This window comes from Synechococcus sp. PCC 7335, from assembly GCF_000155595.1.
Lineage (GTDB): Bacteria > Cyanobacteriota > Cyanobacteriia > Phormidesmidales > Phormidesmidaceae > Phormidesmis.
This window is the reverse complement of sequence record NZ_DS989904.1, coordinates 3,015,094-3,026,918: the sequence shown is the minus strand read 5'-3', so window position 1 is coordinate 3,026,918 and position 11,825 is coordinate 3,015,094. Positions and strand designations below refer to the sequence as shown.

10 protein-coding genes are annotated in these 11,825 nt (G+C 47.8%); 6 read left to right on the top strand and 4 right to left on the bottom strand.

Features of this window, described 5'->3' with window-relative positions; genetic code table 11:
• Positions 1 to 36: 36 nt before the first annotated feature.
• Complete coding sequence (locus tag S7335_RS13160; protein WP_006456464.1) at positions 37 to 1,380, bottom strand: PhoH family protein; 1,344 nt, start codon at positions 1,378 to 1,380, stop codon at positions 37 to 39.
• 39 nt (positions 1,381 to 1,419) lie between these two features.
• Complete coding sequence (gene yidD, locus S7335_RS13155; protein WP_038018233.1) at positions 1,420 to 1,647, bottom strand: membrane protein insertion efficiency factor YidD; 228 nt, start codon at positions 1,645 to 1,647, stop codon at positions 1,420 to 1,422.
• Positions 1,648 to 1,933: 286 nt separating this feature from the next.
• Between yidD and S7335_RS13150 the strand changes: the two genes are divergently transcribed.
• The 5 genes from S7335_RS13150 to S7335_RS13135 all read left to right on the top strand — a co-directional run bounded on the left by S7335_RS13150 (position 1,934) and on the right by S7335_RS13135 (position 8,372).
• Positions 1,934 to 2,692: a peptidylprolyl isomerase gene (locus S7335_RS13150; RefSeq protein WP_006455931.1), complete on the top strand. Its 759-nt coding sequence runs from the start codon at positions 1,934 to 1,936 to the stop codon at positions 2,690 to 2,692.
• Positions 2,693 to 2,999: 307 nt separating this feature from the next.
• A complete protein-coding gene (locus tag S7335_RS13145) occupies positions 3,000 to 6,053 on the top strand; it encodes a peptidase domain-containing ABC transporter (RefSeq protein WP_006453962.1) in 3,054 nt (1,017 codons plus the stop codon).
• A 5-nt stretch (positions 6,054 to 6,058) separates the two neighbouring features.
• Positions 6,059 to 7,645, top strand: a complete 1,587-nt coding sequence (locus S7335_RS13140) for an HlyD family type I secretion periplasmic adaptor subunit (protein WP_006456142.1) — start codon at positions 6,059 to 6,061, stop codon at positions 7,643 to 7,645.
• Positions 7,646 to 7,805: 160 nt separating this feature from the next.
• Positions 7,806 to 7,976 carry a hypothetical protein gene (locus tag S7335_RS28420; protein ID WP_006454393.1) on the top strand — a complete coding sequence of 57 codons (171 nt, stop codon included), beginning with the start codon at positions 7,806 to 7,808 and terminating at the stop codon, positions 7,974 to 7,976.
• Between the two features lie 159 nt (positions 7,977 to 8,135).
• Positions 8,136 to 8,372, top strand: a complete 237-nt coding sequence (locus S7335_RS13135) for a hypothetical protein (RefSeq protein WP_006453981.1) — start codon at positions 8,136 to 8,138, stop codon at positions 8,370 to 8,372.
• A gap of 72 nt (positions 8,373 to 8,444) precedes the next feature.
• Here the strand turns inward: S7335_RS13135 and S7335_RS13130 are convergent, their stop codons facing one another.
• The gene (locus tag S7335_RS13130; protein ID WP_006457346.1) at positions 8,445 to 9,056 is read right to left on the bottom strand and encodes a DNA-3-methyladenine glycosylase; all 612 of its coding nucleotides are present in this window, start codon (positions 9,054 to 9,056) and stop codon (positions 8,445 to 8,447) included.
• A gap of 248 nt (positions 9,057 to 9,304) precedes the next feature.
• Between S7335_RS13130 and S7335_RS13125 the strand changes: the two genes are divergently transcribed.
• Positions 9,305 to 9,910 (top strand): helix-turn-helix transcriptional regulator, encoded by a 606-nt coding sequence (locus tag S7335_RS13125; RefSeq protein ID WP_006455727.1) that lies wholly within the window; start codon positions 9,305 to 9,307, stop codon positions 9,908 to 9,910.
• A 1-nt stretch (position 9,911) separates the two neighbouring features.
• On the opposite strand, the gene S7335_RS13120 is transcribed toward S7335_RS13125, so the two are convergent.
• On the bottom strand, positions 9,912 to 11,492 hold the full coding sequence (locus S7335_RS13120; protein ID WP_006453592.1) for an NAD(P)H-quinone oxidoreductase subunit N: 1,581 nt from the start codon (positions 11,490 to 11,492) through the stop codon (positions 9,912 to 9,914).
• Between the last annotated feature and the right edge of the window lie 333 nt (positions 11,493 to 11,825).

Genomic DNA, 11,825 nt, shown 5'->3' with positions numbered 1-11,825 from the left:
TCAACAACGAGAGTCTCGATAGAGAGATCATACCGTCTAGAGCAAGTTTGCGGCCCGCGCTGCCAGATCAGAACGCTCACCCTGATATAGCGTGATATGTCCTGCTAATGGATCGTTGCGAAAGCGTTCAATCACATAGGTCAATCCATTGCTAGCCGCATCGACATAAGGGTTGTCAATCTGTGCGGTATCTCCGGTGAGCACGATTTTTGTCCCTTCACCTGCCCTCGTTAAGATCGTCTTGACTTCATGCGGCGTTAGGTTTTGCGCCTCATCAATCACGAAGAACTGTCTGGGAATGGTACGTCCGCGTATATAGGTGAGCGCTTCGATTTGTAATAGGCCCATCTCTAATAAGTCTTCATGGCCACGACGCCAGTGAGCGGGTTTATCGGTAGTATCTTGAGTATTAAAGATTAGATCAAAATTGTCATAGAGGGGCTGCATCCAAGGAGTTAGCTTTTCGGTCATATCACCGGGCAAATAACCAATATCTTTGCCCATTGGGACAACAGGACGGGAGATCAGTAGGCGAGTGTAACGCTTTTCTTCCGTTACCTTTTGTAGCCCGGCTGCGATCGCTAACAAAGTCTTGCCTGTACCTGCTTTACCGACTAGTGTCACTAGCGGAACACTATCATCTAATAGTAAAGAAAATGCAAATTGCTGCTCCCGGTTCCGCGCTTGGATACGAGAAACACCGTTGTAAGGTAGCTTTGGCAAGGGGGTTAGATGGCCGTTTGAGCGGATAATCGCTAGCGCCGTATGGCTAGGGTTATTCACGTCGATCAGCGTCAGCGCCTGGTTGGGGAAGAACTTTCCAGCTAGCGTTTCTTGGCTTACTAGCTCAGTTCCCCCTGGCTGGAAAAGTGCGCTCATCTGCTCGGCACTCACTAGTACTTCACCCATACCAGTGTAAAGCTCGTCTACATCAATCTTATCTGTTTCATAGTCTTCAGCCGTCAGCCCCAGCGTATCAGCCTTAATACGCATATTGGTGTCTTTACTCACCATCACAACTGGGCACTCGCAGTGCTGTTTTGCCTCTAGCGCTACCGCCAAAATGGCATTATCTCCCCCTTCGTTCGTCATCAACTCTACTGGCAGCGCCTTTAGAGTCTCGCGATCACAAAGAGCAACTTTAAGCTGTCCGCCGTTTTCAAGACTAATACCCGTCGTGATGCTTCCCTGCTTTCGCAGCGAGTCTAGCATTCGTGATGTCTGACGAGCATTGCGACCAGTCTCTTCAGGCCGTTTCTTGAATCGGTCTAACTCTTCAATAACAGTAATAGGCAGTAGCACCTCATTGTCCTCAAACCGTAGCATTGCATTGGGATCGTGCAGCAGTACGTTGGTATCGAGAACATAGATTTTCTTCATAGTATGGTGCTTACAGCATAGTCTTTACAATGTTGGCTCTTAGAGTACCGATTTCTTCTCCGGTACCGGATCATACCCGCCAGGATGAAGCGGATGACAGCGACAAAAGCGCTTGGCTGTTAGCCAGGTCCCTTGAAGCGGGCCAAAGCGATCAATCGCGTCTAAAGCGTAGCGAGAGCAGGTAGGCTCAAACCGACACATTGGCGGAAATAGCGGAGAGATCAGCTGCCGATAGCCTTTGACGAGCAATAGAAGGGTAAGTTTCATTTCATAAAACCGACTAAATAGCACAACGTTTACTTAACTTTTGCTTACATGTAGGATAGCTATTGCCATAGATAGCGGCTCGAACAAAGGGAGTGCGCTTCATAAACCCCAGGTATTTCTTAGCTATATTAAAGCTTTTGTACAAATGTGTTTTGAGCGATATGTAATATCTAATACGGTATGTAACCATATATCTTGATTAGTAAGGGTACTCTTTTGGGATTACTCAGTGTGGAATCTTCCAGCTGGTTTTTCCGTAACGTGTGCTTGTAGAAGAAATTGCCATATGTCAGCAGTCCTCCAAATTGGTCAAGAGACACTCGATGCAGCAGAGCTGGTTACCAAGCTCCGAAAGTATCGTCTGCTGCCTCAGGTTGTGCAAGAGTTTATTATCGATCAGGCTACAGAGGATATCTCCTGCGATCCTCAAAAGGCAATGGAGATATTCTGCGGTAAGCGGGGCATCTTTTCAGACGAACAGCGTCTGGAGTGGTGCAAGCAGCAAGATCATTCCCCTGAGGAAATGCTGGCCGCAGCGATTAGAGAACGGCAAGTAGAGCTGTACCAAGAACAAACTTGGGGCGCTCAGATTGAGTCATATTTTCTCGAGCGAAAGGCTCAGCTCGATCAAGTAACCTATTCGCTGATTAGAACGAAGAACGCCAGCTTGGCCCAAGAACTCTACTTTCGGTTGAATGACGATGGCGCTTCTTTTGCTGAGCTTGCCAGCCAATATTCTGAAGGACAAGAATCTAAGACTGGCGGGGTCGTAGGCCCAGTAGAGCTAAATGTACCTCATCCTGTCTTAAGCAAAATGCTGAGCGTCAGTAAACCTAAGCAGCTATGGCCGCCTACCCAGATCGGCGAATGGCTAGTGATCACTAGACTAGAGCAGTTTGAGCCAGCAAAGTTTGATGAGAATATGCGAAAGCGATTGCTCGCTGAAAGGTTTAAAGCATGGCTAAGTCAGCAGATCCAGACAGTCTCTGTCAGGACAATCATACCTGAGGTATCAGATAAAGCAGGGCTAGACGAAGCAGCTTAGATGAGTCGAACCCTAGAGAAGCCCCCCACAAAACATCCAAAGAAGCAATAGCGCCTTAGGCAATGAAGGAATTGCACCTTCGTAGCATCTTCAGACTCCTAGTCATCGTATTAGTTTTATGTACTCTACGCTTGTAAGAGTTCACTAAAGCAGCTAACTATAGTCATACATATCCATTGTTTATCTAGATTAAGACCTAGTGCCGATTATTTCCTCATTCGAATCTATCGATCCTACTTCGGCTTTATATCTACAGCGATCTTCTTAACTCGTTTTCGATACAGCGCCCCAGGGCTTATTTATCATTATGACCTATACCGATATTTCACTTGATCAGAGCTTAGGGGAAGTTTTTCCTTTCGACCAGCTATCACCGCCCGTTCTCCAATCGCTAGCGGCCGATAGTCAACGACTACGCTATCGAATTGGACAGCCGATTTTGCGGCGAGAGTCTATGCCTCATCAGGTTGTGGTGATTTTGGAAGGCCAGGCTCGGCTGCTAGGCTACGATGCCAACAAGCGATCGCCCATCACGTTAGAGCTGCTAAAGCCTAAGTCGGTACTCGGGCTAGCAGGGTTGGCTAGAGGGGTCCCTTGTGAAACGGCGATCGCCTCGTCAGAAGTAGACACCATCACTATTCCGATTGGGACAGTTAGAAGTCTTATTGCTTCGAATGAACGCTTTGCCCAGGCGGTTACTGACTATTGCTATCTAGCTGAAGTTTTCGATTTAGTCAGTCAGTATTTTCAGGTGCAGGCCCGCAGTGTCGATGACATTGCTGCAGCGGCAAGGCGGCTACAAAAGTATGCGATCGCTCGTACCCTGCGCGCTGGCCCTATCACTATGGGTAGCTCCTCACCCAGCCAGCTGTGGTTTGTCAGCTCACAAAGTATCGCTCAGTATCCCGCAGGCAGTTGGCTACTTCAAGAGATGCTCGATGGGCGAATTACCAGTGAGAAAAACACCCGGCTAATTGGCATCGAGATGCGTCAGCTCGCCAGTCAAAGCGGCCCAGGCGATGCGGCTTCTACGTCTGCTTTAACCGTTAGCGAGAGTGATATTAGCGAACTATCGACAGGGATTGACACAAGCAGTTCTTCTGACGACTTCATCACGCCAACTTTTGTCGATAACACCAGTAGGAACGTACCCTATGCGCCGGAGCTGACCTACGATTCTAACATCGTAGAAGAAGGCTCTGATAAAGCTAAAGCGCTGAAGTATCCGGTCATGCGAGGCCGAGAGGACGTTGGTACAGCCCTAGCCTGTTTCGCAATGATCGCTCAGCACTTTGGCATGCCTTTCAAGCGAGATGTCGTCCAGCGAGTTTTGGTCAATCAGAAAGAAAGATTAGGCCACCTCTCCCTAACGGCCTGCGGCGCAGTAGCTGATCTTGTCGGACTCAAACCTCAGCTAGCGAAAGTTCCAGCAAGTTCGATAGATCGCCTACCGAGACTAGCACTAATCAACTGGCGGGATGGCTTTGCCGTCGTTTACGAAACCTCACTGACTGAGTATGTGCTTGGGGTGCCAGCAGAAAATAAAATCGTTCGCCACTCACCTGAAGCGTTTGCCGAAATTTGGGGCCAAGAGGGGGAAGTGCTGCTGGTCGAAACGACTGAGCAGACGCCACAGCAAAAGTTTGGCTTGTCGTGGTTTATTCCTTCTCTGAAGAAATATCGAGGAACGTTGAGTCTGGTGTTGGTAGCCTCACTGTTTGTACAGGTGTTTGGCTTAGCTAATCCGCTAATGGTGCAGGTGATTATCGACCGGGTAATTATGCAAAACAGCATTGATACCCTGCATGTGTTAGGCGTGTTCCTAGTCGTTGTCGCTATCTTTGAAGCGATTCTAACTAGCCTGCGGACCTACCTCTTTGTCGATACGACTAACCGGATCGACATGGCATTGGGGGCTGAGATTATTGATCACCTGCTCCGACTACCGCTGCGATACTTCGATCGACGTCCGGTGGGTGAACTTTCTAGCCGAGTCAACGAGCTAGAAAATATTCGTCAATTCCTGACAGGCACCGCACTAACGGTCGTGCTCGACGCGCTGTTCTCGGTCGTCTATATCCTGGTGATGTTCATCTACAGCGTGAAGCTGACGATTGTATCGTTAGCAACGATTCCGCTGTTTATGATTTTGACCTTTTTCGTCTCGCCAATTGTCAGGCGTCAGCTCAGGGCAAAAGCGGAGCGAAATGCCGAAACGCAGTCATTCCTAGTAGAGGCGCTTTCAGGTGTGCAGACGGTAAAAGCCCAGAACATGGAGCTTAAAACCCGTTGGAAGTGGCAAGAAAAATACGCCAGGTATGTTAGTGATGGCTTTAAAACGGTATTAACCTCGACGACAGCCGGTTCGGCTAGTGGCTTTTTAAACAAGCTCTCTGGCTTACTCGTCCTTTGGTTCGGTGCGTCTTTAGTTCTAGAAGGTAACCTAACGCTGGGCGGACTGATTGCCTTTAGAATCATCTCTGGCTATGTCACTCAGCCTTTACTACGCCTCACGCAGCTTTGGCAGAACTTTCAAGAGACCGCACTGTCGTTAGAACGCCTAAGCGACATCATCGACCATCCGCAAGAGCAAGCTGAAGAAGATCGTGCTCAGATTCCGATGCCCGAAATTCACGGCAACGTGAAGTATGAGAATCTGTCCTTCCGCTTTACCCCGTCAGGTCCATTGCAGCTAATTAATATCAACCTGGAGTTTCATGCGGGTGAATTTATTGGCATTGTCGGTCAAAGCGGTTCGGGTAAAAGTACGTTAATGAAGCTGCTGCCGCGTTTATACAATGCGGAAACCGGCCGAATCTTAATTGATAACTACGATATTAGTAAAGTTGAGCTGTACTCTTTGCGGCAGCAGGTCGGCATTGTGCCCCAAGATAGCCTGCTATTTGAGGGGAGTATTCAAGACAATATTGCGCTGACCAATCCACAAGCCGATACCAATAGTGTGATTGAGGCTGCCAAGATTGCGAATGCTCATAACTTTATTATGGAGCTACCTGGCGGCTACAACTCTCGGGTAGGCGAGCGAGGCTCTTCGCTTTCAGGGGGACAAAGACAGAGAATCGCGATCGCCCGTACCGTCCTCCAAAACCCTCGGCTGCTGATTTTGGATGAGGCGACTAGCGCGCTCGATTACGACACTGAAGCTCAAGTTTGCTACAACTTAAAGCAATGGGCGCAGGGTCGCACGGTGTTCTTTATCACCCATCGATTGAGCACTATCCGCCAGTCCGACCGTATCTTGGTGATGGATAAAGGCTCGGTCGTAGAAATTGGTACACACGAAGAACTAATGGCTCTTAAAGGCCGCTATTACTGCCTATATGAGCAGCAGGGAGAATAATACAAATGACGAGTACTTCTAACAGACCCAAACTAGCTCCAGGCAACGGATTCCCTAGCAACGGCCACGCCAATGGTAATGGCAACGGTAATGGTAACGGTGGTTTGGGGATGAACCCGGGTCCTAGCAACGGTGACGGCGATGCGCCCGTTGTTCCCTATGTGCCTCAGTCATTTGATCAGCCGGTGATTCTCAAGCAATCACCTCGATGGGCGAAGGCGATCGCACTTTCAATTATGGGGGTCACCGTAGCTTCGGTCACTTGGGCTTGTATTGCCAGGGTTGAAGAGACCGTGGCAGCCCAAGGTAAGCTTGAGCCAGAAGGGGTTGTACAGCTAGTACAGGCACCCGTCGGCGGTGTCGTCGAAGAAGTGCTAGTAACCGAAGGCGAGCTGGTTGAGAGAGGTCAGGTCGTTGCGACCCTAGATGAGACTGCAACAGAGGCCCAGCTTGAATCAAACAGAGAAATTGCCGAGCGCCTAAGCGCTGAAAACAACTATTACCGAGCTCAGCTATCAGGCGTAGCTGATGCCGTAGCACCTGCTGGCATCTCTGCTGATTTGGTTCAGCGAGGGCGCGATCGCGCTCAGCTATTACAAAGTAACCAACTCTACCAGGCCCAAATTACTGGAGATACCTCTGGACTTTCGCCTGACCAGCTTGATCGGATGGAGACTGCCCTCTCTAGGCTAGACTCTCAGCAGCAAATTAATCAGCTGCAGTCTTCTCAACTATCCGAACAGTTAAAGCAGACCAGGCTACAGCTAGCTAACGCCCAAAGCGAACTAGCGACCAATCAAGACATCTTAAGCAGACTTAGAGTCCTCAATGAAGAAGGTGCGGTTGCAGAGCTTTCTTACTTACAGCAGGAGCAGGAAGTCAACAACAGTCAAACTCAAGTAAACACGCTTAGACAAGAGATTGATCGGCTGTCCTTTCAAATTTCTCAAGCGGACCAAGAAGTATCGCGAACTTCTTTTGAATCTCGAGAGGTCCTGCAAGATCGAATCTCGGTTAACAATCAAAGAATTGCTGAGATTGACAGTCAGCTTACTCAGCGCCTACTAGAGAATGACCGTCAGCTAGCAGAACTCGCTAGTCAAAGGGCGCAGCTAGCGCAAAGCATCAAATACCAGGCTTTGACCGCACCTGTTGATGGAACAGTCTTCAATCTAAAAGCCAACCGCCCTGGCTATGTAGCCAACTCTACAGAGCCGATAATGGAAATTGTCCCTCAAGATGCCCTAGTTGCGCGGGTCTTTATTCCCAATAGAGACATCGGCTTTGTGCAAGTTGGTCAAAAGGTTGATGTTCGAATTGATGCCTATTCGTTTAGTGAATTCGGTGATGTGGAAGGTACGCTCACAAGTATCGGTACAGATGCTTTGCCCCCAGATGAAGTATTTCCTTTCTATCGATTTCCGGCAGAGGTCCTGCTAGATTCTCAGCAGTTCGTCGCCGATGGGGTTCCATTAGAATTACGCTCTGGAATGTCACTAAACGCCAATATCAAACTGCGCAAGCGTCGAGTGATTACATTCTTGACCGATTTGTTCCAGCGGAAGCTAGATGCGGTCACATCGGGAAGCTAGAGCTAAACTACTTTATTCTTTTTCTCATGCAAAAAAAGGGAGCTAGCTATTGACTTACTGCATGCAGCTCTTCGTATAGGAAATGAAATGTAAAGCTAACTACAAAACTGGTTCTTCATTACTGAGAGTCTAGAGACGTCATCTTTCTTTAGGAGGATTCATGAACTATCTAGCCTCTTTGATCTTACCAGCTACTCTAGGTTTGGTCGCAGGCGTCGCGCATGGTGTTGTCTCGCACACAATGGATCTACCCATGTCTTTGAGTGACCAGATCTTGATACCCTTGGAATCTGCCCAATCGCCGTTAGGAGATTCACCGTTGAGAGATTAGGAAAGATTAAGGCACTAGGAAGTCAGATAGGAATTCAGACGTTAGATTGCTTAATTTCTGTCTATAAATATTATTCAAGAGATGTAAACGGTATACCTTGCTACCGAAAAATACTGAGACTATAGAGAAGACGACTTTAGCAAAAAGGTTTCTTCTCCTATGGTTAACCGCTCCTCTACTCGCAGTACTGCCTACTCTTTGACTCAAACTACGAGCGTAGATCGCGCGATCGCTGGTGTAATAGTCGCAGGAGTCACCTTCTTCTTAGGCTACACCGTTGTCAGAGCTAGCCTCGCTCAAACTAACCCAGCTGCGCCTACAGTTGTTGATAATGATGTAGAGGTAGTTGTCCCAGGCGAAGGTACGCTGTGGAAAGACGTCGGCACTCGCTTCTAGAGCACTACTTCTAATAGACAGTTGTAAGTAACCGATACAGACAGAAGTGATAGTCTTTTTCATATAGGAAGGCTATCGCTTTTTATTTTTCTTGGAGACAGCTGGTGAGTCAGTCAGATACCATCGCCAAGGGATGTCCGCCCCCTTCGAAAGGCCAATACGAGTAGTCTGAGTAATGTTCTGTGGGCTGTCCATAAGCTGTTGGGCAACCCTATCCGAACGGCCAGAAATCCACAGGCCTGAATCGGGCTCAATAGAAATTCCCTTGAGCGAAGTATCTAGCTGCAGAGCAATACACAGTTTTCCAGGACCAGCAGCGACTCTTTCTACTTTATCTTTTGAATCTACCCAGCTAGGTCTGCGTTCTAGGTGAACAGCACGAATCAAGATAGTGCTAGCGAGGTTCTCTCTATCCGTAACGATATTAAAACAGTGGTACTGACGATAGATACGGTAGATATAGGCAAACCCTGCAGGTCCAAAAACAACAGCGTTGCGCTCTGTTTTATTTTGGTAAGCATACATCGCCGGATCGCCTGCCTCGTAGGCTTCTGTTTCTACGATCTGGCCTTGGATAGTCTCGCTATTAATTCGCCTATGTAGGTTGCAGCCTATGAGGTCAGCAGCAACTTGAGGAGAAGATCGATTGAACCAGTCAGCGGCGAGATAGGGCGTAGCAGGCATGGTGGTCGTAATTTTTTGATAGCGTAATAGGCTGAATCAATGACTTCGAATACTTATCTAATTTTTCTTCGTAGCTCTTATTCTCTATAGTTCTTGTAGATAGTTCATAGAGCTTCTCTCTATAGTGAAAAAGATTCTATAGCGAATAAGATCCAGACTACAAAATATAAAGGGTCGGTAAAGCTTCGCAGAAACAAGAAACACATTGCTGATAACTTTGCATGTTCGACGTTTTCTGGAAGTTCAAAATGAAGTCTGCTCGCTTCAAGACGCCCGCCCTGTCAATCGTCCCCTCATCTCCTCCAAGTAATACGGTGAGTATTTTAGGAGCCGCCTTTGGTAGCCTACAAGACGGGTTCATTGTTGCTGATCCTACCGGCAGCATCCAGCAGATCAACCAGACCGCCAAACGTATCTGCGATCAAATCGGTACCGAAGAGGCCACAGGAGCCGTCTTACCACCTGAAATTTGGCACATCTGTAAAACCGCCCTTAGGAAAAAAGATATTTCTTTTCCACAAAGTGTAGGTATAGACGCCGATCTGATTTTGCCAAATCTCGGCACTGTCCGTATTCGAGTACAAAACATTAACTTTGGGCAACTGCCATATCTGCTCATCGTTTTAGAAGACCGTCAGCAGACCACTCGAAATAAAGCCTTATCTGAGGCAGCTCTTTATGGACTGACTGAGCGAGAAACAGAGATTTGGCAGTTGCGTCTACGCGGAGACGCCTACAAAGAGATATCAGCAGCGCTGTGGATTAGCATTGATACAGTCAAGAAGCACATCAAAAATATTCATGCTAAGCAGCGAATGCACCAAGATGACATAGAGTATGGACTGATGGCGTAAGTTAGCGCTTTGCAATGTCAAAGGTCTCAGAAGTCTCTACCTGTACCGATGCGATTTCTGCTGTTCGCGCCAGTACCGAACGCTGCAAGAGAGGCGTTCGAGCAACCGAACTATTTGCTAGCGTCAACAGCGGATTAGCCAGTACGCCAGATAGAGCAGTGACCACCACGGCCAATACCAAGCTCACCTGTAGTGGTCGCATCCCTGGCAATGCCCAATCATTGTCCTTGTATGCTTTTACAGAGTCAGACATTTCTTGAGGCTCTTTTACTACCATCATTTTGACGACGCGAATGTAGTAATAGATGGAGATGACGCTGGTAATTAATCCAACCAGTACTAGAGTGTAAGCACCGGCTTGCCAGCCCGCCCAAAAGACATAGATCTTACCGAAGAAACCAGATAGCGGAGGAATGCCACCCAAAGAGAGCAGACAGATACTCAAACAAAGTGTCAACAGGGGATCGCGCTGATATAAACCGCTATATTCACTAATTTGATCAGTGCCTGTACGCAAAGTGAACAGGATAACGCAGGTAAACGCGCCCAAGTTCATAAATAGATAGATAAACAGGTAGAAGATAACACTAGAGTAGCCAGCATCAGTCCCAATGATGAAGCCAATCATCACAATTCCAGCTTGACCAATCGAAGAGTAGGCAAGCAGACGCTTCATGCTAGTTTGCGCCAGGGCAACGACATTTCCTAACACCATACTAAGAATAGCTAGCGCTGCGAATACAAACCGCCACTGCTCAGCAACCATGGGAAAAGCAGTTAGCAATAAGCGAATGGCTAGAGCAAATCCAGCTGTTTTAGAGCCGACCGATAAGAAGGCCACTACAGGGGTCGGTGACCCCTCGTACACATCGGGCGTCCATTGGTGAAAGGGAACAGCTGCCACTTTAAAGGCAATACCAGCAATGACAAAAACCAGCGCAATAATCAGGCCAATAGGGGCAGTGGTATTAGCAGCTGAGATCTGAGAGGCGATCGCACTTAGATTCGTTTCACCCCCCGAAAGTCCATAAAGCAAGGACATTCCATATAGAAAGATTGCCGCACTCGCTGCGCCAATTAATAAATATTTCAGCGCCGCCTCATTCGAGCGGGGATCGCGCTTCATATAGCCCGTCAGCAGATAAGACGAAATACTCAACGTCTCTAACGAGACAAACATCGTAACCAGCTCGTCTGCACCTGATAAGAACATCCCGCCTAGCGTCGCCGTCAGAAGAATTGTCAGAAACTCTGCGAGTGCTGTTCCCGAACGCTCGATGTAGCGGATACACATCGGAATAGTAACAATCGTCGAGAGCGCAATAATTCCGCGAAAAACAATGCTGAGATCGTCACCATTAAAGCTGCCTAGAAAAGCAATTGGCTCAGAGGCACCCCATTGGAGATAAAGATCAGCTACCGCCGCAGTCAATCCTGCCATCGCGATGTAGGGCAACCATTTCGTTACCCCCCGTCCGCCGATGATATCAGTCACAATCAGCGTCATAATCGTGGCGATCACAATTCCTTCTGGCAAAATGATGCCCGCATTGAGCTGAGCGGCAATATTGGCAAAATCCATCGAGGTCAGCCCAGGAAACAGGCTAGATAATGTTTTCCACTTGAAATCTTACCTTGTATCTTCCGATTACCCCACCTTCTTGGCAATATTTGTACGAACACTACCCAAGAGCACGCACCGCCAAGTGATAGTTTCGTCGCTACAGGAAAAACCTGTTGATTACCTTTCGATAGGCTAGTATACGCTTTTATCTCGATTTGGCTTTAGGCCACCATTTGAGTGATCAATTGAGCTTTATCTATGACTTATCAATTTCTTTCAAATCATATGAAAGATCAAAAGTCAGGGTAGACGAATTGAACCTTTTTGATCTATCGCTATATATAGAGAGGT

Coding starts and splice junctions, on each gene's coding strand:
- S7335_RS13160 (WP_006456464.1), bottom strand. CDS start 1,380: ATGAAGAAAATCTATGTTCTCGATACCAACGTACTGCTGCACGATCCC.
- yidD (WP_038018233.1), bottom strand. CDS start 1,647: ATGAAACTTACCCTTCTATTGCTCGTCAAAGGCTATCGGCAGCTGATC.
- S7335_RS13150 (WP_006455931.1), top strand. CDS start 1,934: ATGTCAGCAGTCCTCCAAATTGGTCAAGAGACACTCGATGCAGCAGAG.
- S7335_RS13145 (WP_006453962.1), top strand. CDS start 3,000: ATGACCTATACCGATATTTCACTTGATCAGAGCTTAGGGGAAGTTTTT.
- S7335_RS13140 (WP_006456142.1), top strand. CDS start 6,059: ATGACGAGTACTTCTAACAGACCCAAACTAGCTCCAGGCAACGGATTC.
- S7335_RS28420 (WP_006454393.1), top strand. CDS start 7,806: ATGAACTATCTAGCCTCTTTGATCTTACCAGCTACTCTAGGTTTGGTC.
- S7335_RS13135 (WP_006453981.1), top strand. CDS start 8,136: ATGGTTAACCGCTCCTCTACTCGCAGTACTGCCTACTCTTTGACTCAA.
- S7335_RS13130 (WP_006457346.1), bottom strand. CDS start 9,056: ATGCCTGCTACGCCCTATCTCGCCGCTGACTGGTTCAATCGATCTTCT.
- S7335_RS13125 (WP_006455727.1), top strand. CDS start 9,305: ATGAAGTCTGCTCGCTTCAAGACGCCCGCCCTGTCAATCGTCCCCTCA.
- S7335_RS13120 (WP_006453592.1), bottom strand. CDS start 11,492: ATGGATTTTGCCAATATTGCCGCTCAGCTCAATGCGGGCATCATTTTG.